The 25277-nt window shown below is 72.2% G+C and carries 24 protein-coding genes; 18 read left to right on the plus strand and 6 right to left on the minus strand.

What is annotated here, in order from left to right; translation table 11 throughout:
- Nucleotides 1-463: ATP-binding cassette domain-containing protein (locus tag AOJ26_RS27660; RefSeq protein ID WP_159044406.1), on the plus strand; the 463-nt coding region annotated here is incomplete at its 5' end.
- Here AOJ26_RS27660 and AOJ26_RS27665 read toward each other — a convergent pair.
- The gene (locus AOJ26_RS27665) at nt 379-990 is read right to left on the minus strand and encodes a response regulator transcription factor (RefSeq protein ID WP_053851083.1); all 612 of its coding nucleotides are present in this window, start codon (nt 988-990) and stop codon (nt 379-381) included. The two genes, AOJ26_RS27660 and AOJ26_RS27665, sit on opposite strands and share 85 nt — an antisense overlap.
- 360 nt (nt 991-1350) lie before the next feature.
- Between AOJ26_RS27665 and AOJ26_RS27670 the strand changes: the two genes are divergently transcribed.
- Nucleotides 1351-3288, plus strand: a complete 1938-nt coding sequence (locus AOJ26_RS27670) for a PP2C family protein-serine/threonine phosphatase (protein ID WP_107092849.1) — start codon at nt 1351-1353, stop codon at nt 3286-3288.
- Nucleotides 3289-3491: 203 nt separating this feature from the next.
- Here AOJ26_RS27670 and AOJ26_RS27675 read toward each other — a convergent pair whose 3' ends face one another.
- On the minus strand, nt 3492-4880 hold the full coding sequence (locus AOJ26_RS27675; protein ID WP_053851084.1) for a S1 family peptidase: 1389 nt from the start codon (nt 4878-4880) through the stop codon (nt 3492-3494).
- 192 nt (nt 4881-5072) lie between these two features.
- Here AOJ26_RS27675 and AOJ26_RS27680 point away from each other — a divergent pair, with 192 nt between their 5' ends.
- The 5 genes from AOJ26_RS27680 (at nt 5073) to AOJ26_RS27700 (ending at nt 12164) form a co-directional block, all read left to right on the plus strand.
- Complete coding sequence (locus tag AOJ26_RS27680) at nt 5073-5486, plus strand: PaaI family thioesterase (protein WP_053851085.1); 414 nt, start codon at nt 5073-5075, stop codon at nt 5484-5486.
- 450 nt (nt 5487-5936) lie between these two features.
- Nucleotides 5937-6152 carry a hypothetical protein gene (locus AOJ26_RS27685; protein ID WP_053851086.1) on the plus strand — a complete coding sequence of 72 codons (216 nt, stop codon included), beginning with the start codon at nt 5937-5939 and terminating at the stop codon, nt 6150-6152.
- A 171-nt stretch (nt 6153-6323) separates the two neighbouring features.
- Complete coding sequence (locus AOJ26_RS27690; protein ID WP_053851087.1) at nt 6324-7130, plus strand: HlyD family efflux transporter periplasmic adaptor subunit; 807 nt, start codon at nt 6324-6326, stop codon at nt 7128-7130.
- On the plus strand, nt 7127-9349 hold the full coding sequence (locus AOJ26_RS27695) for an NHLP family bacteriocin export ABC transporter peptidase/permease/ATPase subunit (RefSeq protein WP_053851088.1): 2223 nt from the start codon (nt 7127-7129) through the stop codon (nt 9347-9349). Before AOJ26_RS27690 ends, AOJ26_RS27695 begins: the two co-directional genes overlap by 4 nt.
- Before the next feature lies 1 nt (nt 9350).
- Nucleotides 9351-12164, plus strand: coding sequence for an NHLP bacteriocin export ABC transporter permease/ATPase subunit (locus AOJ26_RS27700; protein ID WP_053851089.1), 2814 nt, complete (start codon nt 9351-9353; stop codon nt 12162-12164).
- 12 nt (nt 12165-12176) lie between these two features.
- Here the strand turns inward: AOJ26_RS27700 and AOJ26_RS27705 are convergent, their stop codons facing one another.
- Together AOJ26_RS27705 and AOJ26_RS27710 are read right to left on the minus strand one after the other, a co-directional pair.
- Nucleotides 12177-12686: an SRPBCC family protein gene (locus tag AOJ26_RS27705; protein WP_053851090.1), complete on the minus strand. Its 510-nt coding sequence runs from the start codon at nt 12684-12686 to the stop codon at nt 12177-12179.
- 6 nt (nt 12687-12692) lie between these two features.
- On the minus strand, nt 12693-13037 hold the full coding sequence (locus AOJ26_RS27710) for an ArsR/SmtB family transcription factor (RefSeq protein ID WP_053851091.1): 345 nt from the start codon (nt 13035-13037) through the stop codon (nt 12693-12695).
- A gap of 168 nt (nt 13038-13205) precedes the next feature.
- Here AOJ26_RS27710 and AOJ26_RS27715 point away from each other — a divergent pair, with 168 nt between their 5' ends.
- The 7 genes from AOJ26_RS27715 to AOJ26_RS27740 all read left to right on the plus strand — a co-directional run bounded on the left by AOJ26_RS27715 (nt 13206) and on the right by AOJ26_RS27740 (nt 18497).
- A complete protein-coding gene (locus AOJ26_RS27715) occupies nt 13206-14708 on the plus strand; it encodes an MFS transporter (protein ID WP_053851092.1) in 1503 nt (500 codons plus the stop codon).
- A gap of 147 nt (nt 14709-14855) precedes the next feature.
- Nucleotides 14856-15866, plus strand: coding sequence for a hypothetical protein (locus AOJ26_RS27720; RefSeq protein ID WP_053851103.1), 1011 nt, complete (start codon nt 14856-14858; stop codon nt 15864-15866).
- Between the two features lie 22 nt (nt 15867-15888).
- Nucleotides 15889-16059, plus strand: a complete 171-nt coding sequence (locus AOJ26_RS43955) for a hypothetical protein (RefSeq protein WP_179200258.1) — start codon at nt 15889-15891, stop codon at nt 16057-16059.
- 56 nt (nt 16060-16115) lie between these two features.
- The gene (locus tag AOJ26_RS27725; RefSeq protein ID WP_053851093.1) at nt 16116-17129 is read left to right on the plus strand and encodes an iron-containing redox enzyme family protein; all 1014 of its coding nucleotides are present in this window, start codon (nt 16116-16118) and stop codon (nt 17127-17129) included.
- Nucleotides 17130-17816: a HemK2/MTQ2 family protein methyltransferase gene (locus AOJ26_RS27730; RefSeq protein ID WP_053851094.1), complete on the plus strand. Its 687-nt coding sequence runs from the start codon at nt 17130-17132 to the stop codon at nt 17814-17816.
- Nucleotides 17797-18006, plus strand: a complete 210-nt coding sequence (locus tag AOJ26_RS27735) for a CDGSH iron-sulfur domain-containing protein (protein WP_053851095.1) — start codon at nt 17797-17799, stop codon at nt 18004-18006. Before AOJ26_RS27730 ends, AOJ26_RS27735 begins: the two co-directional genes overlap by 20 nt.
- 92 nt (nt 18007-18098) lie before the next feature.
- Nucleotides 18099-18497 (plus strand): STAS domain-containing protein, encoded by a 399-nt coding sequence (locus AOJ26_RS27740; RefSeq protein WP_053851096.1) that lies wholly within the window; start codon nt 18099-18101, stop codon nt 18495-18497.
- Nucleotides 18498-18631: 134 nt separating this feature from the next.
- Here AOJ26_RS27740 and AOJ26_RS27745 read toward each other — a convergent pair whose 3' ends face one another.
- Nucleotides 18632-19063 (minus strand): protease inhibitor, encoded by a 432-nt coding sequence (locus tag AOJ26_RS27745; RefSeq protein WP_053851097.1) that lies wholly within the window; start codon nt 19061-19063, stop codon nt 18632-18634.
- Nucleotides 19064-19385: 322 nt separating this feature from the next.
- Here AOJ26_RS27745 and AOJ26_RS27750 point away from each other — a divergent pair, with 322 nt between their 5' ends.
- From AOJ26_RS27750 to AOJ26_RS27765, 4 genes are all read left to right on the plus strand, one after another.
- Nucleotides 19386-19949: a hypothetical protein gene (locus AOJ26_RS27750; protein WP_053851098.1), complete on the plus strand. Its 564-nt coding sequence runs from the start codon at nt 19386-19388 to the stop codon at nt 19947-19949.
- Between the two features lie 156 nt (nt 19950-20105).
- Entirely contained in the window at nt 20106-21674 is a 1569-nt protein-coding gene (locus AOJ26_RS27755) for a purine-cytosine permease family protein (RefSeq protein WP_053851099.1), read from the plus strand.
- Nucleotides 21671-22372 (plus strand): alpha/beta fold hydrolase, encoded by a 702-nt coding sequence (locus tag AOJ26_RS27760; protein ID WP_053851100.1) that lies wholly within the window; start codon nt 21671-21673, stop codon nt 22370-22372. Before AOJ26_RS27755 ends, AOJ26_RS27760 begins: the two co-directional genes overlap by 4 nt.
- Nucleotides 22373-22430: 58 nt before the next feature.
- Nucleotides 22431-23600, plus strand: a complete 1170-nt coding sequence (locus tag AOJ26_RS27765; RefSeq protein WP_053851101.1) for a lactate 2-monooxygenase — start codon at nt 22431-22433, stop codon at nt 23598-23600.
- 76 nt (nt 23601-23676) lie between these two features.
- On the opposite strand, the gene AOJ26_RS27770 is transcribed toward AOJ26_RS27765, so the two are convergent.
- The coding region (locus tag AOJ26_RS27770) for an RICIN domain-containing protein (protein ID WP_053851104.1) at nt 23677-25277 on the minus strand (1601 nt) is incomplete at its 5' end.

Genomic DNA, 25277 nt, shown 5'->3' on the forward strand with positions numbered 1-25277 from the left:
CTCCCTCACCGGTGTCTCCTTCGCCTACGGTCCCGCCGCCACCCCCGTCGTCGACCGCCTCGACCTCGCCCTGCCGCGCGGCGCCCACCTGGCCGTCGTGGGCCCCAGCGGGATCGGGAAGTCCACGCTCACCGCCCTGGTCGCCGGGCTGCTCGAACCCACCGGGGGGCGGATCCGGCTGTGCGGGCACCCCGTGCCCTCCCCCGACGCGGCCGCGCTGCGGGTGCTCATCCCGCAGGAGGCGTACGTCCACACCGGCACCCTGGCCGAGAACCTCGGGCACCGCGCACGGCGTACGGCACGCACGAGGAGCTGGTGCGGGACTCGCCCGCGTACCGCGCGCTCGTGGGCGGCTGGACGGCCGTGGCCCCCGGCCGGTCAGAGCCAGCCCTGGCCCTGCGAGATCCGGATCGCGTCGATGCGGTTGCGGGCTCCGGTCTTGCGGGTGATCGCGGCCATGTAGTTGCGCACGGTCCCGTGGGACAGGCACAGGCTCCCCGCGATCTCCGCGATGGAGGCTCCCTCGGCCGCGAGGGATAACACGCTCAGTTCCCGTCTGGTCAGCGGCATCTCCGCGGCCTGGAGGAAACCGAAGCCCAGCGAGTCGTCGACGAAACGTTTCCCTTCGGCGACCCGGCGGATTCCGCGCACCAGCCGTTCCGGCGCCGCCCCCTCCTTGTCGACGTAGCCGAGCGCCCCGGCCTCCACGGCCCGCTTCAGCAGTCCGGGCCGGTTGGCGCTGGCCATCACCAGGAGGCGCGGCGGACTGCGGTCCGGCTCGCGCAGGGACAGCTCCCCCAGCGGCGGGAGGCCGTAGGTGTCCGAGCATTCGAGGTCGGCCGCGCAGACATCGGGACGCACGGTCCGCAGACGTCCGGGCGCGGTCTGCCACGGGGTGTCGAACACCCCGAGGTCGGGTTCCCGGCGGAGCCACTCCGCCAGGGCCGATCTCACCAGACACGCGTCGTGCACCAGAAGCACCCGGATCACTGCTCGTCCCCCTCGATTCGCCGTACTCGGTCCCGTGGCATGAACGCGTGCCCCATTGTTCGGGTCCCGGACCGCCCTCGGGCGCGAAGAATTGGCCATCAGGGTGCGCGGGGGCGCACGAGCGGCGCCCGTGTGCCGTGCCGCGCTTCGACTGTGGGGGCATGGTCCCGGGCCGAGGGGGTACGCGGCCGCCCTCACCGTCGTGCGGGCACCCGTGTGCCCGCACCGGGCAGCGCTCGCCGTGCGGGACGCGCCGGGAAGGGGCAGATTTGATCCCTGGGAGCCCGGCGCGCGACAGCGGCCCGCGCTCTTTCCGGCCCGCGCCCGTGCGAGGAGGTGGTCGGCGTGTCCGACGGGCATATGTCCCCGGCGCCGGCGAGCGCCCGGACGCGGGTGGGACGGCCGCTGCTCTCCCTCGCGCTGGCGTCGATGATGGACGAGGTGCACGCCCACTCCGGCGCGGTCTACCTCATGGCCGCCGACGAACCCGTGCTGGAGATGGCGGTGATGGCGGGCCTGCCGCGGGCGTTCGCGGCGCCCTGGGAACGGGTGGGCCTGAGCGCGCCGATCCCGGTGGCGGAGGCGGCGCGGGAGCGGCGGCTGGTGTGGGTGGGCGGCGAGCAGGAGATGGCGAGCCGCTATCCGCGGATCGCCGTGGTGCTGCCGTATCCCTTCGCCCTGGCCGCGGTGCCGGTGGCGACCGCGTCCAAGGTGTACGGCGCGGTCTTCGTGACCTGGCCCGGTTCGCACCCCCCGGACCTGTCCGACCGGGAGAGGGACCACCTGAACGCGGCCTGCGGGCGGCTCGCGGTGCGGCTGGAGCGGACGGTGGAGGACAGCCTCGCCCCGCACACCGAACCGGACCTGCTGGCCTCCGCCCACGTGGGCAGCCCGGCAGGGACGCTGGGCACGGTGGAGGCGGCCCGGATCAGCCAGCACAGCACGTCCTTCGTGGCGCTGCGGCCGCCCGGGGACTGGCTGTCGTTCCGGCTGTACCCGAGCACCACCGGGCTGAGCGTCCGGGTGAGCCGGGCCCGGGCGGTGGCGGAGATGAGCCGGGCCGGGCCGCGGCCCGGGGACTCCCCGTCCCGGCTGGTCACGATCTCGCAGGTGCTGAGCCTGGCCGGGGCCCTGACCGAGGCGGTGGGTGTGCAGGACGTGGTGCAGCTCGTGGCCGACGAGATCGCCCCGGCGGCGGGGAGCCAGGCCCTGGTCGTGCTCGGCAAGCGGGCCGGACGGCTGCACGTGCTCGGACACCGCGGGTATCCGGACGCGCGGGTCGTGGAGCGGTTCGACGGGCTGCCGCTGACCGAGTCCACACCGGGCACCCGCGCCCTCACCACCGGGGTGCCCGCGTTCTTCGAGTCCCGGGACCAGTTGGAACGCCTCTATCCGCTGCGTCACGCCACCCCCGACGGATTCGCGGCCTGGGCGTATCTGCCGCTGATCGCCTCCGGCCGCCCGGTCGGCACCTGTGTGCTGGCCTACGCCGAACGGCACCCGTTCCCCGCGGACGAGCGAGCGGTGCTGACGAGCCTGGGCGGGCTGATCGCGCAGGCCCTGGAGCGGGCCGTCCTGTACGACGCCAAGCACCAGTTGGCGCACGGCCTCCAGGCGGCGCTCCTCCCCCACACCCTGCCCACCCTGCCCGGCATCGACGCGGCGGCCCGCTATCTGCCGGCCACCCAGGGCATGGACATCGGCGGTGACTTCTACGACCTGGTGCCGGTGGACGGGCTGGCGGCCGCCGTGATCGGGGACGTGCAGGGCCACAACGTGACGGCGGCCGGGCTGATGGGGCAGCTCCGGACGGCGGTACGGGCGTACACGACCGTCGGCCAGACGCCGGAGGAGGTCATGCGCTCGACCAACCGGCTGCTGATCGACCTCGGCGCCGACCTGTTCGCCAGCTGCCTCTATCTGCGCCTCGATCCGCGGCGCGGGCGGGCGGTCATGGCCCGGGCGGGTCACCCGCCGCCCCTGCTGCGGCGGCCGGACGGCCGGGTGCGGGTGCTGGACCTGGCCGGGGGCCCGCTGCTGGGCATCGACGGCTCGGCGAACTATCCGACCACGGAGGTGGCTCTCGCGCCCGGTTCCGTCCTCGCGCTGTACACGGACGGTCTGATCGAGTCCCCGGGCGTCGACATCGAGGACGCGCTGGCCGAGCTGGGGCAGCAGCTCGCCGAGGCCGGTGACCTGCCGCTCGACGAACTGGCCGACGAACTCGTCCGCCGCAGCGCGGCCGCGCGGGAGCGGGTCGACGACGTGGCGCTGCTTTTGCTGCGGGCGGACGGCTGAGGCGCGGGACCGTCCCGGGCCGCCTCACCTGCCGGGGAACACGCCGGTCCGGCCCTCCCGCCGGAGGGCCGGACCGGCGCACCTCCCGGGCCGCAGCCGCGCTGGGGCCGGGAGGTGGCCGAAAGGCCTGCGTCGGCAGCGGCGGGTGTGGGGGGACCGCTGCCGACGCGGCCGGTTCAAGGAGTGGTGCCTGACCGGTCAGGTCAGTTGTGCGACTGGTCCGCGGCGTCGCCCGCCGCGTCACCGGCGCCGTTGCCGGTGTCCTGGCCGTTGCCGGTCTCCTCGCCGCCGATCACGTCACCGCCGGCCTCCTCGCCGCCGACCTCCTGACCCGCGCCGGCCTCGTCACCGGGGCTCGCCGTGGCGTCGCCGCCGGCTCCGGCCTCCTCGCCCGCACCGGCTCCGGCGTCACCGCCGGCGCCCGCCTCCTCGCCGCCCGCCTGGTCGCCCGCACCGCCGGCCGCGTCACCCGCGCCGAGGGTGGCGCCGACCGCCTGGAGGGCGGTGGTGACCGGCTGGAAGAAGGTCTCGCCGCCGGCCGTGCAGTCGCCGCTGCCGCCGGAGGTCAGACCGATCGCCGCACCGTCCTGGGTGAACAGCGAGCCGCCGCTGTCGCCGGGCTCGGCGCAGACGTTGGTCTGGATGAGCCCGGTGACGGTGCCCTCGGGGTAGTTCACGGTGGCGTCGAGTCCGAGGACCTGGCCGTCGGCGAGACCCGTGGTGGAGCCCATCCGGAAGACCTGGAGGCCGACCTCGGCGTCCGCTGCCTGGTTGATGGCGACCGTCTGGCCGCCGCCGACGTTGACCTCGCTGGGCGCCTCGGTCGCCGGGTCGTCGTACTTGACCAGGGCGAAGTCGCCGTCGCCGGGGAAGGTGGCCTGGTCGACGGTGGCGATCGGCTGGCCGCCCTGGCTGTCCGACCACTGCTCGGCCGCGACCCCGCAGTGACCGGCGGTCAGGAAGGCGGGGCTGCCGTCGTTCGCGGTGACGTTGAAGCCGAGCGAACAGCGGGCGCCACCGGCGAAGATGGCGTCCCCGCCGGAGACGAAGGTCTTGAAGGTGCCGGCGGACCTCTTCACGGTGGCCATGTCGGAGCCGAGGCTCTTCACGGTCGACTCGAGGGTGTTCCACTTGGCGCCGGTGACCGTGCTGTCGGCGGTCACGAGGATCTTGTTGGTGCGCGGGTCGACGGCCCAGGCGGTGCCCGGGATGGTCGCCTCCTGCTTCAAGGTCTTCGCGCCGGCCGCCAGTTCGGTGAGGCTGTTCTCGACCTCGCGGACCTTCGCACCGGCCTTCTTCGCCTGCACCACCACGTTGTTGTCGTCGCCGGATATGACGTTCACGACGAGCTGCCGGCTGTCGGAGTCGTAGTAGGACCCGGCGAAGGCGTCGCCCAGCATCTCCTCGAGCTGCGAGGCGAGGTCCGAGGCGTCCGTGGCCTTCAGAGTCTTCGGCGCGATGGCCGCCGCGTCGTTCGACGAGCCGTCCTGGGACGCGTTGGCGTTGGGCAGCAGAATCGCGGCCGCTCCGAGCGCCACCACGGTGCCTGCCGCGAACGCGGCCTTGCGCTTCGGAATTCGCTTGTGACTCAAACTTCTCGACCTCCTGGGGGGACCGGAGTCTTGTGACCGCCGTACGGCAGTCGGTGGTTCGGGGCGCCTGGATGGCCATGGGTACGCACGGTGTGCGCGGGGCGTTCAATGCCGTTTCTTTACGCGCCTGTTGCCACGCCGATTCGGCCACGGCCGGTGCCGGGCGGCCCGCGGGCGGGAACAATCCCCCATATGACGATGACGCGCGCCGAAGCCGACAAGATCCTCGCCGACAACTTCGCCCCTTGGGTCCTGGACCTCTCGCTGAGCGTGGAGTCCCTCGGCGACGACCGTGCCGTCCTGCGTCTGCCCTGGTCGCAGCGGTTGGCCCGGGAGGGGGGCGCGCTGTCGGGCCAGGCCCTGATGGCGGCCGCCGACACCGCGACCGCGATCGCCGTCTCGGCGGCCCGGGGCGCCTACGGACCGATGACGACGGTGCAGCAGTCCACCAGCTTCCAGCGCGCGGTGTCCGGCTCGGATGTCCTGATCGAGGCGGTCGTCACCAAGCTGGGCCGCCGCATGGCGTTCGCCGACATCACGATGACCGATGCCGCGACGGACGAACTCGCGGCTCGCGCGAGCACGGTCTACGCACTTCTGGGCTGACACGCTCAGCAACTGGTCGGTAACGATCTGTTGTGAACACCGCCCCGAATCCCCTCTCCCGCGAATCTGCACATCGCATGCGCAACCAAGTCACCGGGAGCGGGAGTTCTGCACAAGCGCGGACCGGCACCCACGCCATTGGCGAGGTGTGTCGGATTCGCCATGGCGACGGCAAGAGCCCTGTCCGGCCGACGCCACATCTCCTGTGAAGAAGTCGGCACCAAGGCGTGCGCAAGCCTGCACGGATGGAGCCTTCTGTGACTCAAGTGCCCTGGTGAGACGGCTGGTTAAGTGGAAGGGCGGAGCGGCGGCGTGCTTTGATCCATCGCACCGCAAGGCCACCGGGGCTCCCGGGAACGGGATCCGGCGCCTTGCGACTGCGGCCGTCATCTGTCCCCAGAGGGGGCCGCTCCCCCCTTGCGAAATACCCATACGAAGGGAAGTTCCATCATGAACTCCACCCCCCAGGTTGAGACCACCGAGATCTCGGACGCGGACCTCGACAACGTCTCCGGCGGCCTGCAGCTCAACGCCCTCGGCACCGTCACCGGCCTGGTGGACGGCGTCGCCCCGGTTTCCGGCCTGGTCAACACGGTCGTCGGCACGGTCGAGGGCGTCACCGGCCTCAACACCGCCCCGGTCACCGGCCTGGTCGCCGGTCTCTGATCACATCTTTCGTGATCTGATCACTTACTTGTGGTCGACCCGTCCCGGAGCCGCAAACCGGCGGTTCCGGGACTCTTGGGTGCCGTAATCCGGCCGGCTCGGGGCGAGTCGGTCCTTTGTCGTTGGCAGCATGCGTAGCAGTCGCACGCTCTCGCAGGTGAGGGAAGACCCGTGCAGTTCCGTCAACAGGCCCTCGCCAAGCTTCAGTCACCGGAGGAGCTCGACCTCCCGGTGCGCTTCGCCCGCCCGCAGGGCTGGCTGGTGATGTCCGTGACGGTGGTCGTGATGGCCGCCGCGTCCGTGTGGGCGGTGACCGGCTCGGTGGCCTCCACGGTGAGCGCGCCCGCCATCCTCACCCACGGACAGGGCAGTTACGTCCTCCAGAGCCCGGTCGCGGGCCAGGTCACCCAGATGATCGCCAAGGAGGGGCGGCGGCTCCCCGCCGACTCCCCCGTACTGAAGGTCCGTACGGCCCAGGGCGACACCGTCGTCCGTACGGTCGCCGCGGGCCGGGTCACCGCGCTCGCGGCCACCATCGGGCAGATCATCTCGACCGGCGCGAACGTCGCCGCCGTGGAGAAGGTCGCGCACGCCTCCGATCCGCTGTACGCCACGGTGTACGTGCCCGCGGAGAACGCGGCCTCCATACCGGACCACGCGGCCGTGGATCTGACGGTGTCCTCGGTGCCCACCCAGGAGTACGGCGTGCTGCGCGGCCATGTGAAGTCGGTGGACCGCTCGGCCCAGTCGGCGCAGCAGATCGCCGCCTTCCTCGGGGACAGCCAGCTCGGAGAGCAGTTCACCAAGGACGGGCGTCCGGTCGCCGTCCTCGTGCAGCTGGACAAGTCCGGCAGCACCAGGAGCGGTTACCGGTGGTCGTCCGCAGACGGCCCGCCGTTCGCCCTGACCTCCATGACCGTGGCCTCGGGTTCGATCCGGCTGGCCGATCAGCGCCCCGTCGATTGGCTGCTGCCGTGAGCACCGCACAGGAGACCCGGAGCAGACGCCGCTCCGCCCCGCCCAAGCGCCCGGTCCCCAAGGGGAAGGCGAAGACGGTCCGTACGCCCACCGTCCTCCAGATGGAGGCCGTGGAGTGCGGCGCCGCCTCCCTCGCGATGGTCCTCGGCCACTACGGCAAGCACGTCCCGCTGGAGGAGCTGCGCATCGCCTGCGGAGTCTCCCGCGACGGCTCGCGCGCCAGCAACCTCCTCAAGGCGGCCCGCAGTTACGGCCTGACCGCCAAGGGCATGCAGATGGACACGGCCGCCCTCGCCGAGGTGAGGACCCCGGCCGTGCTGTTCTGGGAGTTCAACCACTACGTCGTCTACGACGGCATGGGCCGGCGCTTCGGCCGCCGCGGGGTCTACATCAACGACCCGGGCAAGGGCCGCCGGTTCGTCCCCATGGAGGACTTCGACGGCAGCTTCACCGGTGTCGTGCTGGTGATGGAGCCGGGCGAGGGCTTCACCAAGGGCGGCCGCAAGCCCGGAGTGCTGGGCGCGATGCCGGCCCGGCTGCGCGGCACCGCGGGCACCATGCCGGCGGCGGTCCTGGCGAGCCTGCTGCTGGTGCTGGTCGGCGCGGCCACCCCCGCGCTCTCCCGCACCTACATCGACATGTTCCTGATCGGCGGCCAGACCTCGCTGCTGGGCGTGCTGTTCACGTCGATGGGGGCCTGCGTCGCGCTCACCCTGGCCCTGACCTGGCTCCAGCAGGCGAACCTGCTGCACGGCCGGATCATCTCCTCGACGCTGTCCAGCGCCCGCTTCCTGCGCCACCTGCTGCGCCTGCCGGTGACGTTCTTCTCGCAGCGCAGCCCGGCCGACCTGGTCCAGCGCCTCCAGTCCAACGACCAGGTGGCCGAGACCCTGGCCCGCGACCTCGCGGCGGCGGGCGTCGACGCGGTGGTCGTCGTCCTGTACGCGATCCTCCTCTACACCTACGACCCCCAGCTCACCTACGTCGGCATCGGTGTCGCCCTGCTGAACGTGGTGGCCATGCGGGTCGTGATCCGGCTGCGCGCCACCCGCACCGCGAAGCTGCGCGCGGACAGCGCCCGGCTCACCAACACCGCCTATACGGGTCTCCAGTTGATCGAGACGATGAAGGCGACCGGCGGCGAGGACGGCTACTTCCGCAAATGGGCCGGACAGCACGCCACCACGCTGGAGGAGCAGCAGAAGCTCGGCGTACCGAGCGCCTGGCTCGGGGTCGTCGCGCCGATGCTGGCCACCTTCAACAGCGCGCTCATCCTGTGGATCGGCGGCATGCGGGCCGTCGAGGGCGGTATCTCCGTCGGCCTGCTGGTCGCCTTCCAGGCCCTGGTCACCCGCTTCACCGCGCCGATCACCCGCCTCAACGGCGTGGCAGGGCGCATCCAGGACTTCGCGGCCGACGTGGCACGCCTGAAGGACGTGGAGAACTTCAAGGCCGACCCGCTCTACGACCGCCCCGGCGCGGGCGACTCGACGCGCCGCCTGCACGGGCACGTGGAGCTCCAGAACATCACCTTCGGCTACAACCCGCTCGACAAGCCGCTGCTCACCGGCTTCGACCTGACCGTCGGCCCCGGCCGGCAGGTGGCTCTGGTGGGCGGCTCCGGCAGCGGCAAGTCGACCGTCTCCCGCCTGATCTCGGGCCTGTACACGCCCTGGGAGGGCGTGATCCGCATCGACGGCCGGCGCCTGGACGACATCCCACGCGGCGCGCTCGCCGCCTCGGTGTCCTTCGTCGACCAGGACGTCTTTCTCTTCGAGGGCTCGGTCCGCGACAACGTGGCGCTGTGGGACCCGTCGATCCCCGACGACGCCGTGGTGGACGCGCTCAGGGACGCGGCCCTGTACGACGTGGTGATGCGCCGGCCCGGTGGCATCCACAGCAGGGTCGAGCAGGACGGGCGCAACTTCTCCGGCGGCCAGCGGCAACGCCTGGAGATCGCCCGGGCGTTGGTGCGCCGGCCCAGCATCCTGGTCCTCGACGAGGTGACCAGCGCGCTGGACGCGGAGACCGAGCAGGTCGTCATGGACAACCTGCGCAAGCGGGGGTGTGCCTGTGTGGTGATCGCGCACCGGCTCAGCACCGTGCGCGACAGCGACGAGATCGTCGTACTCCAGCACGGCACGATCGTGGAGCGCGGGCGGCACGAGGAGCTGGTGGCGCGCGGCGGCGCGTACGCGGCCCTGGTCAAGGAACGGTGAGATGACTACCGCACACGAAGGAGATGTCGTTCTGGGCGCCCTCGGGCAGATGGGCGCGCGCGTCGACTGCGCCGGGTTCAGCCGCATCGACCTCGAAGGGCCGCAGGTGCTGTGGCTGGTCGTGTCCGGCGCGGTGGACCTGTTCGCGGTGGACGCCGAACAGCAGGGCCACTGGCACCACCTGGGCCGTCTGGAACCGGGTGCGCTGCTGCTCGGCCCGGTGCCCGGCCCGCAACACACGCTGGTGGCACGGCCGTTGCGGGACTGCGTCGTCCACCGCATCGGGCTGCGCGAGCTGTACGAGCCGGCGCACACGCAGACGTGGTCGTACGACGAGTACGGCAACCCCCAGTACGTGCCGCCGACGACGAGCCCGCTGGAGTACGCCCTCGCGCTGGGCGTGGGCCGGAGCCTGTCCATCCTCTTCCAGGCGCCGATGGCCGACGAGCGGGCCGCCGCCCCGACCGACGACGACGTCTTCTGGATGCAGGTCCCGCCGGGCAGCGTGCAGTACGGCTCGCTCTACGGCGCCGAGGCCGCCGCCGACCTGCTGATGGACCCGGCGGTCTGGCAGTCCATGGTCGACCAGCAGTACCGGCTGCTCACCACGCTGGACCGCTGGATCGAGCAGGTGGAGCGCACCCACGAGACCCGGACGGCCGCCGGCATCAAGGCCGGTGAGGCGGTGCGCGCCCAGGCCGACCGGACCCTGCTCGCGTCGATCGGCAAGTCGAAGCAGCGGGCGACGGCCGCCGACGCCGACGCGAGTTACGCGGCGTGCAGGCTGGTCGCCGACGCGGCCGGGATCCAGCTGGCCGAGAACGCGCACAGCGGCACCGAGAGCGACCGTCTCGACCCGGTCGAGCGGATCGCGCTCGCCTCCCGCGTCCGGATCAGGTCGGTGCGCCTGGACGGCCGTTGGTGGCGGGACAACGTGGGGCCGCTGGTGGGTCACCGGGCCCTGTCGGGTGCGCCGGTCGCGCTGTTGTGGCGGCGCGGCGGCTATGTGGCCGTGCATCCCGCGACCGGGCGCGAGACGCCGATCGAGAAGGACAACGCGGAGGAGTTCGAGCCGCGCGCGGTGATGTTCTACCGCCCCCTGCCCGACCGGAAGCTCAGCCCGCTCGGACTGGTGCGGTTCAGCATGCGCGGCACCGGCGGCGATGTGACGAACCTGCTGCTCAGCGGTCTGGTGACGGTGGCGATCGGGGCGCTGGTCCCCATCGCGACCGGCAAGGTGCTCGGCGAGTTCGTGCCGAAGGCGCAGACCGGCCTGATCGTGCAGGTGTGTCTGGCCGTGATGGTCAGCGGTGTGGTGACGGCGGCCTTCATGCTGCTCCAGAACCTCACCATGCTCCGCTTGGAGGGCCGTATCGAGGCGACCCTGCAACCGGCCGTCTGGGACCGGCTGCTGAGGCTGCCGACGAAGTTCTTCACCGAGCGTTCGACCGGCGAACTGGCCAGTCAGGCCATGGGAATCAGCTCGATCCGCCGGATGATGGCGGGCATCGGCCCGACGGTCGCCCAGTCGGTGACGGTCGGCGCGATGAACCTAGGGCTGCTGTTCTGGTACAGCGTGCCGATGGCGCTGGCGGCGATCGGCATGCTCGTCGTCATCGCCGCCGGCTTCCTCGGTCTCGGGTTGTGGCAGGTCCGCTGGCAGCGGCGGCTGGTCGTGCTCGGCAACAAGCTCAACAACCAGGCGTTCCAGACCCTGCGCGGTCTGCCCAAGCTGCGGGTGGCGGCCGCGGAGAACTACGCGTACGCGGCATGGGCCTCGGAGTTCGCCCGCAGCCGTGAGCTCCAGCAGAAGGTGGGCCGGATCAAGAACCTGACCACGGTGCTGGGTTCGGTGTATCTGCCGCTGTGCACCCTGCTGATGTTCATGCTGCTGGCGGGCCCGGCGCGCGGCTCGATGTCGGCGTCCGCGTTCCTCACCTTCAACACCTCGGTGACCATGCTGCTGACCGCGGTCACCTCGCTCACCGGCGCCTTCGTCTCGGCGGTGGCCGCGCTCCCGCTCTTCGAGGAGATCAAGCCGGTCCTGGAGGCGCAGCCGGAGGTGCGCACCGCGAGCACGCGGCCGGGGCCGCTCACCGGGGCGATGGAGGCCCGCAGGCTCTCCTTCCGCTACTCCGACGACGGCCCTCTGATCCTGGACGACGTGTCCTTCGAGATCCGGCCGGGCGAGTTCGTGGCGATCGTCGGCCCGAGCGGCTGCGGCAAGTCCACCCTGCTCAGGCTGCTGATCGGCTTCGACCGCCCGGTCTCGGGGAGCGTCCTGTACGACGGCCAGGACCTGGCCGCCCTCGACCAGTCGGCGGTGCGCCGGCAGTGCGGTGTCGTCCTCCAGCACGCCCAGCCGTTCACCGGCTCCATCCTGGACGTCATCTGCGGCACCGAGCCCTACACGCCGGAGGAGGCGATGGCGGCGGCCGCGATGGCGGGGCTCGCGGAGGACATCCAGCGGATGCCGATGGGCCTGCACACCATCGTCTCGGGCAGCGGGGCGATCTCCGGCGGCCAGCGCCAACGGCTCATGATCGCCCAGGCGTTGATCCGCAGGCCGCGCATCCTCTTCTTCGACGAGGCGACCAGCGCCCTCGACAACGACACCCAGCGCACGGTCATCGAGTCCACCAAGGCGCTCAACGCCACCCGTGTCGTCATCGCCCACCGGCTGTCCACGGTGCTGGACGCCGACCGCGTGATCGTGATGGAGAACGGCAAGGTCGCCCAGCAGGGGCCGCCCGCACAGCTCCTCGCGGACACGGGCGGCCGGCTGCACGAGCTGGTACGGCGTCAGATGGCGTGAGGCGCGACCCCGTCAGTCCGTCCCGGGAACCGGCGCTCCGGAGGGGACCCCGGCGTCGACGTATGCCTGATAGAGCTCCTTCCAGTGCGGTTCCTCGCGATGCTCGCCGCCTGCCCGTGCGTCGAGGGAGGTCAGACACGCCTCCCATCCGGCGCCGTTGCGGGCGGCGGTGTCGGCGGCGCTGAGGACGTTGGTGAGGGTGAAGCGGGTTCGCTTCTCGTCCAGGGCCTCCAGGTCGAAGTGCACTTCGTCGCCGCCCCACTCGAAGGACAGGTGCCGGGGTTCGTCGACGGCCAGGACACGCCCCGTGGAGTCCTCCATGTGGGGATCGCCGCTGAACTTGACGGTGCCGCCGGGGCGCAGCTCGATCTCTGCGCGGGACGGGAACCAGTAGGCGAGTTCGTCGGCGTCGGTCACCAACTGCCAGACGCGGGCGACGGAGTGGTCGTAGGTGCGGCTGAAGCGGACGGCGGGGCGCCCGTCGTCCAGGGTCAGATAGGTACCGGTGAGATCTGCGGCCATGGTGGATCAGTCCTTCGGGACGGGTTCCTCGGGGGTGTCCGGCGCTGTCTCGTCCAGGCGGTCGCCGAGTGCGTCGAGGCTCGTGTTCCAGAGCTTGCGGTAGGGGGCCAGCCAGGCGTCCAGCTCGGCGATCGGTCCCGGGTCCAGGGCGTAGACACGCCGTTGCGCGTCCTGCCGCACCCGGACCAGGCCCGCCTCCCTGAGCACTTTCAGGTGTTTCGACGTGCTCGGCTGGCTCAGTCCGCACGCCGCCACGATCTCCCCGACGGGCCGGGCCCGCTCGAGGAGAAGCGCGACGATGGCCCGCCGGTGGGGGTCGGCGAGGGCGGTCCAGAACGAGGCGTCGGACATGTCTCCAATATGCCTCACCCGTTATATGCGCGTCAAGGAATACGCACATCCGGAGGCCCACTAGCGAAACGTTGCCGTTTCGCTCCGCATGCTCTACTCTCGTCGAGTACGAAACCGTTTCGTTCCTGAGGCGGTAGGGCTCAGCCGACTTTCCCCGGAGTTGTCCCCATGTCCCAGAAGACCCTGACCGAGAGCGGGCAGGAGGGTGCCGTCGAGGCACCGGCCGACGCCTCGGCCAAGCGGTGGTGGATCCTCGCCGTCATCGCGCTCGCCCAGCTCATGGTGGTGCTCGACGCCACCATCGTGAACATCGCCCTTCCCTCGGCCCAGGCCGACCTCGGCTTCTCCGACGGCAACCGGCAGTGGATCGTCACGGCCTACGCGCTGGCGTTCGCCTCCCTCCTCCTGCTCGGCGGCCGGATCGCCGACCTCTTCGGCCGCAAGACGGCCTTCCTCGTCGGCGTCGTCGGCTTCGCCGCCGTCTCCGCGCTCGGCGGTGCCGCCACCAACTTCGAGATGCTGGTCACCGCCCGCGCCCTCCAGGGCGCCTTCGGCGCGCTCCTCGCACCGGCCGCGCTCTCCCTGCTGAACACGACGTTCACCGACGCCCGCGAGCGGGCCAGGGCGTTCAGCGTGTACGGCGCGATAGCCGGCGCCGGTGGCGCGGTCGGCCTGCTGCTCGGCGGCGTCCTGACCGACGCGCTCGACTGGCGCTGGACCCTGTACGTCAACGTCGTCATCGCCGTCGCCGCCTTCGCGGGCGGCTGGCTGCTGCTGCACAACCACCGCGACGCCGCCAACTCCAAGCTCGACGTCCCCGGCACCCTGCTGGTCGCCGCCGGCCTCTTCTCCCTGGTCTACGGCTTCTCCAACGCCGAGACGCACGACTGGGGCTCCCCCGAGACCTGGGGCTTCCTGCTCGTGGGCGGACTGCTGCTGACCGCCTTCGCCTGGTGGCAGACCCGTGCCGCACACCCGCTGCTGCCGCTGCGCATCCTGCTGGACCGCAACCGGGCGGCCTCCTTCCTCGCCGTGCTGATCTCCGGCGGCGGCATGTTCGGGGTCTTCCTCTTCCTCACCTACTACCTCCAGCTCAACCTCGGCTTCAGCCCGACGAAGACCGGCGCGGCCTTCCTCCCGATGGTCGCCGCGCTGATGGTCGCGGCCCAGGTCAGCACCACGAAGCTGGTCCCGCGCATCGGACCGAAGACGGTCATCCCGGTGGGCTTCGCGGTCGCCGCCGTCGGCATGGCCTGGCTGACCGGGATCGGCGTCGGCTCCAGCTACCTGTCCGCCGTCCTGCCGCAGCTGATCGTGACCGGATTCGGCCTCGGTCTGGTCATGCCGCCGGCCATGCAGCTCGCCACCGGCGGGGTCGCGGCCGAGGACGCGGGGGTCGCCTCCGCCACCGTCAACGCCATGCAGCAGGTGGGCGGTTCCATCGGTACGGCGCTGCTGAACACGCTGGCCGCGAGCGCCGCCACCGACTACCTGGTCGGCAAGGACCCGACCAACCGGCTGGTCCAGACGCGGGCGACGATCGAGAGCTACACCACCGCCTTCTGGTGGTCGGCGGGTCTCTTCGCCGTCGGCGCGCTGATCGCCTTCGCGCTCTTCCGGCGCGGGGTGCCGGAGCAGGACGCGGACGCCGCACCGGTCGTCCACATGTAGCAGCCGCGAGAGCCGCCGGGCCCTGGGGCCGCCGTCAGCAGGGAGACGGCGGCCCCTCTCGCCGCGTGTGTCCGGGCGGTGGCTGAGAGCGACGCCCTGTCGGCAGGCCGACGTTGGAAGGGGACCTGTGTGGGTACCCACATGGCCATGCGAATAAGCGTGGTTGATGTGGGGTCGAACACAGTCCGTCTGGTGGTGGCGGACGCGGAGGGCGGGGTGCCGTTGCCGGTGCACACCGCGAAGTGGCGGCTGAGGCTCGCGGAGCAGGTGCGACCGGGCGGCCCGATCCCCGAGGAGGCCGTGGAACGGCTGGTGGAGGCGGTGGAAGGGGCGAGCCGGACCGCCGCCCGGTGGGGCGCGGCCGGTCCGCTGGCCTTCGCGACCGCGGTCGTGCGCTCCGCCCCCAACCGCCAGGAGGTGCTGCGCACCGTCCGCACCCGGACCGGCATCGGGCTGTACACCCTGCCGGGCGAGGTGGAGGCGGAGCTCACTTTTCTCGGGGCACGACGCTGGATGGGCTGGCGGGCGGGACCGCTCGCACTGTTCGACATCGGCGGCGGTTCGCTCGAGGTGGCCTTCGGCAGGGGCCGGCTGCCGGACTACGTGGCCTCGCTGCCGCTGGGCGCGGGCCGGCTGACCCATGAGTTCTTCGAGGGCCAGGACCCGCCGCCCCCGGAGGCGGTGCGGGCGCTTCGCCGCAAGGTGCGCCACCAGCTGCGGGACGTGGCGTCACGGATCCGCTGGGAGGGCCCGCGCACCGCGGTGGCCACCTCACGCACCTTCGAGCAGTTGGGACGGCTGTGCGGGACCCCGCCCGGGCGGCGCGGACCGTTCGTGGAACGCCGGATGCACCGGGCCGACCTGCGGGAGGCCATCGAGTGTCTGGCCGCCCTCCCGGCCGCACGGCGGGCCGAACTGCCCGGCATCTCCGCTCCGCGCGCCGCGCAGAGCTTGGCCGGGGCCGTAGTGGGGCACACGGCCATGAAGCTGACCGGGGTCAGGACCGTCACCATCTGCCCCTGGGCGATCCGCGAAGGGGTCCTGTTGCGACACATCGAGGACGGTGCCTCCTGGTGGGCCGAGATCGCCCGCCGCAACGAGGAGGACACCGTTCCCGCCGAGCCGGTGCCCCTGCGCATCGCGGCCGCCACCACCTGAACGAGAGAACGAGGAGACAGCCGTGCCGGAGAAGAAGCAGAAGGCCGACACCGCCCTGGACGGGGTCCTGCACGAGTTCGAGGACGCCGAGAAGCGCGTCCGGGACACCGACGAGGAGCGCGCGCACCGGGGTGAGGCCGGGGACGCGACCACCCCTAACCAGCGCGCCCAGGAGGAATCCGCAGGCGAGTGACCGCACGGGCCCGGGCGGGCGGGGGTGATCCGCCGCCGCCCGGGTACCCGGGGCCCATGCCTCAGGACCCTCGAGAACCACAGCTACCCCCGGCCCGGGGCCCGCTCTCCGCCGCAGTCCAGGAGTACCTGCTCGGCGCCGGACCGCTGCCGCGCCAGGAGACCGTCGACGCGGCCGACACGTACGGCGACGACCTCCAGCTGGCCCTCTACCTCTGTTACGAACTGCACTACCGCGGCTTCGCGGGCGTCTCCGGCGACCACGAGTGGGACCCGGACCTGCTGCGCACCAGGGCGGCGCTGGAAGAGCGCTTCCTGTCCGCCCTGCGCCGGGACACCCCGGTCCACGACAGCGTCGAGGACGCGATCGCCGAGCTCCTGGTCGAGCCGGTCGACGGTACCGGGGTCAGCCATTTCCTGAGCAAGGAGGGCGACCTGTGGCACGTGCGCGAGTACGCGGCCCAGCGCTCGCTCTACCACCTGAAGGAGGCCGACCCGCACGCGTGGGTGCTGCCGCGGCTGTGGGGCCGGGCCAAGGCCGGCATGGCGGCGGTGGAGTTCGACGAGTTCGGCGGCGGCCGACCCGACCGCGTCCACGCCCTGCTCTTCGCGAACCTCATGACGGACCTGCGCCTGGACACGACGTACGGTCACTACCTGGACGCGGCCTGCGCGGAGATGCTCGCCACGGTGAACCTCATGTCCCTGCTGGGCCTGCACCGCAGTCTGCGCGGCGCTCTCGTGGGCCATTTCGCGGCGGTCGAGATCACCTCCTCCCCCGGCTCCCGGCGACTCGCCGAGGCGATGCGCCGCACCGGCGCGGGACCGGCCGCCGAGCACTTCTACGACGAGCACGTCGAGGCCGACGCCGTCCACGAGCAGGTCGTGCGCCACGAGGTCATCGGCGGTCTGCTGGCCGAGGAACCACACCTCGCCGCCGACGTGGCCTTCGGCATCGACGTCACCGGACACGTCGAGGACCGGCTCGCGGACCGCCTGCTGCGGGACTGGGCGGACGGACGTTCGTCCCTGCGCAGGCCCCTGGCTTCCGAAATTCACCATACTTCCTGAATGTCGGGGTACTTGGGCGAAGTGAGATCACTGAATCCCCCACTGGTCCTGCCGGGCGTGTACAAGCCGCAGGAGGACACCGAACTGCTGGCCGGAGCCCTGTCCGAAGAACCGCTGCCGCCCGGCGCGGAGGTCCTCGACGTGGGCACCGGGACCGGTGCCCTCGCCCTCCAGGCGGCACGCCGGGGCAGCCGGGTGACCGCGGTCGACGTGTCGTGGCGGGCGGTGTGCACGGTCCGGGCGAACGCCTGGCTGACCGGCGCGTCCGTCCGGGTCAGGCGCGGCAACCTCTTCCATCCCGTGCGGGACGAGTCGTTCGACCTCATCCTGACCAATCCGCCGTACGTGCCGGCGCCGACGGGTGCCCGGCCGCCCCGCGGACGGGCCCGGGCCTGGGACGCGGGCCACGACGGCCGGTACGTGCTGGACCGGGTCTGCCGGGAGGCGCCCGCCCTGCTGCGCCCCGGCGGGGTTCTGCTGATCGTGCACTCCGAACTGAGCGACTCCGGACGGACGGTGGGACATCTGCGCGCGGCCGGTCTCAAGGCCGCCGTGACCCGCCGTCACCGCATCGCGTTCGGACCGGTGCTGCGTACGCGTGAGGACTGGCTGCGGCAGCGCGGTCTGCTGTCCGCGGCCGACGAGAAGGAAGAGCTGGTGGTCGTCCGTGCCGAACTCCCCCTCTGACCCCGAGCAGCCGTGCCGCATCCGGGTCCAGCGCCGTGGCCCCCTGCTCGTGGAGGGCCCCGTGGAGGTGGAGCTGGAGGACGGCTCCACGGCGACTTCCGACCGCTTCCGGGTGGCCCTGTGCACCTGTCGGCGCAGTCGTCGCTACCCGTGGTGCGACACCAGCCACCGGGAGCGGACCCGTTCATAAACCGGATGGTGCGGGCCTCCCTGCGTGGATGGTCCGGTGCGCCACGGGGTGACTACCGAGGTCGAATGCTCCCTCGTCCTGGTGGAGCGGCCATGACACCGGAGTCCGACGACCGCGCTTCCGGAACGCCCGCGGCGAACCCGCATGCCCGCACCCGGACGAGCGACGGTGTCACGGTGGTGGAGGCCGCCGGCGAGATCGACCTCGCGACGGCAGGCCTTCTCGCGGAACACCTGGACGCGGCGACCGCGTCCGGCCGGCCGGACGTCCTGGTCGACCTGCGGCGCGTCGAGTTCTTCGACTGCTCGGGCCTGCGGGTGCTCTGTCGCGCCGAGTCCCGGGCCCGTCGGCGCGACGGACGGCTGCGCGTGGTCACCGACGGACCGCGTCTGCACCGGCTCCTGCGCGCGTCCGGCCTGTGGCGCCGCTTCACCCCGCTCCTCGAACTCCCGGGCATGCCTGCGTTTCCGGAGTCTCCGGACAGGCGGTGACCCGAGGGTCCGGCGGACGGCCCCACTCCGTCCGCCGGACCTCGGTGCGGGATCACACGGTTCCGTGAGAGGGGCGGCACTCCCCAACTGCGGGCCCCCCGGGCAGGTCACGGGCACCACGCGACCCCGGTCCATCAGAACGCGAAGACGGTCCCGTAGGAGTTCTTCACGCACTCGTTGGAGAAGGTCCGTTCGTAGGAGACGCGCTCGCCCCGCCAGACACCGTCGACGGTGACCACCACGGGCGCGTACTCCCTGGTGCACACGGCGTCGGAACCGGCCCCGAGCGCGTCGAAGTCCCCTCCGGCGGAGCGCAGTTCGGCGCAGGCCGGGCTCGCCGCCGGGTGGGTGCCCGAGGGGGTCGGGGCACAGGTGAGGGTCACGGCACGTTCCGGGGTGGCGGTGGCGGCGTTCTCGCCGTGGCCGAGGGTGAGCACGAGGGCCGACGGAGCGTAGAGCCCCGGGGAGACGGCGGCGGGTTCGGCGAGGGCGGCCCCGCTCAGGGGGCCGCAGACGGCGGTGGCCGTGAGGCCGAGGGTCGCTGCCCAGCGCGCGGTGTTCCGCATTGTGTGCATCCTTCCGCTGGATTCGAGGGTGTGCCGTCCGACTCGGTCGGTGCCGGAGCGGCGAGCGCGAGTCTGCCGAGTCCTGGCCACAACTTCACATCGACCCCACAGCTTTCAGTAACCTTGCGTGTTGAATCAGTGGCGTGAAGTCACATCATCCGAACAGCCGGGCCCCGCAACTGGGCGGTTCTTGATCGCCCGATCCGGCCGGATGGCCGGATCACCCCGCCTCCGCAATAGGCCTGAAACATTCCGCTTCAGCCCTCGGCGCACACCGTCGCAGCCCCTTGCGTTCATGGAACGGTGGAGTAATCGTCATTACATGATTACTGACGAACAACGAGAGACACTGCGCGGCTGGTTCACCGGCCGACTGCCCGACGGCCTCTTCGAGTCCCTGGTCGAGCTGGTCGTCGACCGCGAGGAGATCACGGTCATCGGCCGTATCCCCGGCCCCCGCCTCCCCGAGGACGTCTCGGCCGCCGAGCGGGAGGCGGCCGTACAGGGCCGGATCCAGGAGTTCCGGGAGCGCACCCGCGAGGACCGTGTCGCGGTCGCCCGCGAGGCCGAGCACAGGTTCCGCCGCAAGGTGTCCTGGGGCGTGGAGTGCGCGGGTGAGCGCGCGCTGTTCACGCACGTGGCCGCGCCCGTGATGACCCGGCTGCGCCAGCCCGAGCGCCAGGTCCTCGACACCCTGATCGCCGGCGGGGTCGCCCGCAGCCGCAGTGACGCGCTGGCCTGGTGCGTCCGGCTGGTCCAGCGGCACACCGACGACTGGCTCACCGAGCTGCGGGAGTCCCTGGAGCACGTCCAGCGGGTGCGGGAACGGGGGCCGGACACCGGGGAGGTGGCCGATTCCTCCACCAGGGACCCGGAAGATGGATAGAACGTCCACTGGTCGGGGCGCTCGGGCGGGCCGTAGCGTCGGCACACCCCCGCAGGACGGCATCCGCGTACGCCGCACACCCCGTGGCGGACCCGGGCCGTCCTCCCCCGACGCGTCACCCCGCGCTCCACCGCCGTTCTTCCCGCTGGAGCCCCCTTGTCCCCGCAGTCCGACTCCGCCGAGCAGTCCCTCACCGAGGTCGAGACCCACGGCGTGGAGCGCATCCCCGACGCCGACCGCACCGCGAGCCCGCTCGACCTGTTCCGCCTGGCCTTCGGCGGCGCCAACACCTTCTCCACGTGCGTTCTCGGCGCCTTCCCGATCCTCTTCGGGCTCTCCTTCTGGCAGGGCCTGGCCGCCACCCTGCTCGGCGTGCTCGCCGGCGCGCTGATCCTGTCCCCGATGGCGGTGTTCGGCCCGGTCAACGGCACCAACAACGCCGTCTCCTCCTCCGCGCACCTCGGCGTGCACGGCCGGGTGGTCGGTTCCTTCCTCTCCCTGCTGACGGCGATCGCGTTCTTCTCCATCTCGGTGTGGAGTTCCGGCGACGCCCTGGTCGGCGGCGCGCACCGGCTCTTCGGCCTGAGCCGCGGCGATCTGACCTACGCCGTCGCCTACGCGCTGTTCGCCGGACTGGTCCTCGCGGTGTGCGTGTACGGCTTCCGGTTCATGCTGTTCGTCAACAAGGTCGCGGTGGCCTCGGCGACCGTGCTCTTCCTGCTCGGCGCGATCGCCTTCGCGGGCGACTTCGACGCGTCGTACGCGGGCGTCTTCACGGACACGGCGGACGCGGCGACCAAGGACCTGTTCTGGCCGTCGTTCATCGGCGCGGCCCTGATCGTGCTGTCGAACCCGGTGTCGTTCGGCGCGTTCCTCGGCGACTGGTCGCGCTACATCCCGGCGAGCACGCCGCGCCGCCGGGTGATGGGCGCCGCGTTCCTCTCCCAGGTCGCGACCCTGGTGCCGTTCCTCTTCGGCCTGGCCACCGCGAGCATCATCGCGGCGAAGGCACCCGACTACGTCGATCCCGCCGCCCCGGACTTCGTCGGCGGGCTGCTCGCGATCTCGCCCGGCTGGTACTTCCTGCCCGTGTGCCTGCTGGCCCTGATCGGCGGCATGTCGACGGGCACGACGGCCCTGTACGGCACCGGCCTCGACTTCTCCTCGGTGTTCCCGCGTCTGTCACGGGTTCAGGCGACGCTGCTGGTGGGCGTGTTGTCGACCGTGTTCATCTTCGTCGGACGGTTCGGGCTCGACCTCGTGCAGTCCATCTCCACCTTCGCCACGATGATCATCACCTGCACCACACCGTGGATGGTGGTGATGATGCTGGGCTTCTGGACCCGGCGCGGCTGGTACGACCCGGACGCCCTCCAGGTCTTCAACCGCCGTCAGCGCGGCGGCCGTTACTGGTTCGCACACGGCTGGAACTGGCGGGGCATGACCGCGTGGTGGGTGGCCGCGGTGCTCGGCGTGCTGTTCACCGACATCCCGGGGCAGTTCGTCGGCCCGCTGGGCGGTCTGGCGAACGGCGTCGACATCAGCCTGCCGCTGTCGCTGGTGGTGGCCGCGGTGCTGTTCCTGACGCTGCTGCGGCTCTTCCCCGAACCGCGGGCCGTGTACGGGCCCGAGGGGGCGCGGCTGGCCCGCACCGTCGAGGTGCCGGTGCCGCCGGTCACCGGGCCCGGTGCGTCGCCGGCGCCGTCGGCTACGTTGCGGGCATGACTGATTTCGTACTCGTGGCAGGAGCGCGGCTCGGGGCGTCGGCGTGGGACGAGGTCGCGGCCGAGCTGCGCGCGGCCGGGCACCGGCCCCGTCCGCTGACGCTGTCGGGACTCGCGGAGAAGCGGGGCGTCCCGGCGGGGCAGCAGACCCATGTGCGGGACGTCGTCGACGAGGTCGAACGCCTGGACCTGCGCGAGGTGGTGCTCGTCGGGCACAGCTACGCGGGCGTCCCCGTGGGACAGGCGGCCGAGCGGATCGGCGACCGGCTCGCGCGAGTGGTGTTCGTGGACGCGGAGGTGCCCGTGGACGGGGAGTCGTTCCTGTCGGGCTGGCCGAGCGACCACATCCGCGAGGCGATAGCGGAGCACGGCGGTTTCTGGCCGCCGGCCCCCGCGGACCACTTCGCCGGCCAGGGCCTCACCGACGAGCAGATCGCCCGGATCATCGACCGCTCGTGCCCGCACCCCGGGGCGACGCTCACCGAACCCGCCGTCCTCACCCGTCCCTTGGGCGAGCTCCCGGCGACGTACGTCAAGTGCGTCCTCGACGACGAGGAACCGCCGCCCGTCGTGGCCGAGTTGGTGAAGAGCGGGCACTGGGAGCTGGTCGAGATGGACACCGGGCACTGGCCGATGTTCTCCCGGCCGGCCGAACTGGCCGCGATCCTCGCCGGCCTGGGCCCGGCCACCCCTTCCTGACCGGCGCCCGCCCCCCGATATCGTCGGCGGACCCGACGAGGAGAGGCGGTTCGGACCGATGGCCAGGCACTGGGCGGACTTCCAGTACGAGATCTACCTGAACGGGATGTCGGGTGCGGTGCCCCGGCTGCCCACCGACCTGACCCGGCTGGAGGAGCTCACCGAGCAGCGCCTCGGCCCGGGTCCGGTGGGCTACGTGGCGGGCAGCGCGGGCGACGGCAGTACGGCGCGGGCGAACCGGGCCGCGCTGGAGCGGCGCCGGATCGTCCCGCGCATGCTGCGGGACGTCCACGAACGCGACCTGTCCGTCGAGGTGCTGGGCCGTCCGCTGCCCGCACCGCTGGCGCTCGCACCGGTCGGCGTCCTGTCGATCATGCACCCGGACGCGGAGTCGGCGGCGGCCCGGGCGGCAGCGGCACAGGGTGTGCCCTACATCCTGTCGTCCGCCTCCAGCACACCGATGGAGCAGGTCGCCGAGGCGATGGGGGACGCCGAGCGCTGGTTCCAGCTCTACTGGCCCAAGGACCCGCAGGTGGCCCTGAGCTTCCTGGACCGGGCGAAGGCGGCCGGTTTCACGGCCCTGGTCGTCACCCTGGACACCCCGCTGCTGTCCTGGCGGCCCCGCGATCTCGACCAGGCCTACCTGCCGTTCCTGCACGGCGTGGGCACCGCCAACTACTTCTCCGACCCGGCCTTCCAGGCGGGCCTGGCCAAGCCGGTGCACGAGGACCCGAACGCCGCCGTGCTGCACTTCGTCGGCATGTTCGCGGACCCCGGCAAGACCTGGCCCGACCTCGCGTTGCTCCGGGAGCACTGGGACGGGCCGATCGTCCTCAAGGGCGTCCTGCACCCGGACGACGCCCGCCGGGCGGCCGACGCCGGAATGGACGGGGTCGTGGTGTCCAACCACGGCGGCCGGCAGGTCGCCGGGGCGGTCGCGGCGGCCGACGCGCTGCCGCGGGTGGTGGACGCGGTCGGCGACCGGCTGACCGTGCTCTTCGACAGCGGTGTCCGCACCGGCGACGACGTCTTCAAGGCCCTCGCGCTCGGCGCCCGCGCGGTGCTCCTCGGACGCCCGTACGTCTACGGCCTCGGGCTCGACGGGCAGGCGGGCGTCGAGCACGTGATCCGCTGTCTGCTCGCGGAGCTGGACCTCACGCTCGCCCTCTCCGGCCACGCGGGCCCGGCCACGGTCGGCCCCGACGACCTCGTGGAGGACCCGGCCTGAGGGGAGGCATCCACGGAGGAACGCCTCCCCGCCGTCCACGGGCCTGCGAGCCTGCGAGCCTGCGAGGGGACCGTCGCTAGACCCGGTCCCTGAGCTCCGCGGGCCGGGCCTGCGGCGCCTCGCTCCCGGTCACCGACAGCGAACCGGGACTCGCCCCGGTGGCCGCGTCGGTCAGCCACCGCTGCTGGTCCGAGCGGTCGCGCACCTTGACGACGACATCGGCGCCGGGGTTCCCGGCGGTGGGCGCGAGAGCGAGCTGCTCGTCCCAGCGGGGCAGCAACTCGCCCTGCACGGTGAGGTCGTAGCGCACGTCGTCGGCCCGCTTCGCCTTGTCGTCGGCGCACGTGCCGAGGATGACCACGCCCGCGTCCTTGTGCGAGTCCAGGCACAGCGAGGGGTCCGCCTCGCTGCGCAGCAGGCCGTCCGCACCGTACGACCACCTTTGGGTCAACCCGCCCGAGCAGGCGGCGAGTTCGGTGCTCGCGCCCGCCTTCACGATGCCCCGGATGTCGAGGCAGAGGTCGGCGGCGGCGTTGCGCAGCCGGGTCACCGCGGGGGCGGTGGGCAGTCGGGCGGTGCCCGGCGTGCGGGTCCCGGCGCCCGGGGTCGTGCCGCTCCCGGTGGCGCTGTGGGAGGCGGCGGGGTCGGCACCGCCGTCGTGCGACCACAGTCCGGCGGCGAGCATGGCCGCGAGGAGGCCGGCGGAGGTCAGGCCCACGCCGGTGAGCAGGGTCCGTGAGGACCGCAGGCCCCCGCCCTCGCCGGGGGCGCGGCGGCCGGGAGCGGGGATGCGCGCGAGGATGCCGCGGCGTCCCGCGCCGTGCCGGCCGGCGCCCCGGCCACGGGCCGCCGGCTGGGGCGTACGCCCGGCGCGCAGTTCGAGATAGCGGCGGGCACCCCAGCCCAGCACCGCCTCGGCGATGAGTACCCCCAGGCCTCCTTCGAAATGGCTCAGCTGTTCCGCGGCGGAACGGCAGTAGCGGCACTCGGCGAGATGCTGCTGGACATCCGGCAGCAGGGCCCCGCCGCGGCGAATGGGAACGTCGAGGAGACGGTTGTAGAAGCGGCAGTCCTTCGTCGGCGCGAGTTCCCGATGGGCATGTACACATCCTTCACGGAATTTCTCCCGCGCCTGTTCGAGCGCGGCCGACGCGGTGTCGGTATCCATGCCGAGGAGTGCGGCGGGCACCGCTGTCGACTCCCGTTCCACCTCGGTGTGCCACAGCAGACAGCGGGCGAGTCCGGGAAGGGACTGGAATGACCGCTCGGCGAGCTTGCGGTTTTCGGGGGTCATGGACTTGGCGGCCCGCATTCCGCGGCCGCCGTTCGGTTTCATCAGGTCCGGCAGCACACCGGTGGTCCGGTCCTCGGCCGTCCACTGCCTGACCGTGTCCCGCACGGCCACGAGGGTCCTGGGGCGCAGCGCGAGAGCCGGTTCGCCGAGCGCGAGCCGGTCCAGGACCTGGTGAAAGGCGGCCGCGGCCACCATGGAGGCGGTCGCGGACGAGGAGGCGAGGCAGATGACGGCGTAGTCCTGGGCCGGCTTCCAGTGGCGCGCCATGAGCAGGGCGACGGCTTGGGCGGCCTCACCGTCGGGACGGCCCCTGAGGCGGGCGGCGAGATCCTCGTCGGATTCTCCGGAGGCGCCGCCGGGCGGCGGGTAAGGAGGGAGCGGGG

Source organism: Streptomyces sp. NRRL B-24085 (genome assembly GCF_001282115.1).
In the GTDB taxonomy this organism is placed as follows: domain Bacteria; phylum Actinomycetota; class Actinomycetes; order Streptomycetales; family Streptomycetaceae; genus Streptomyces.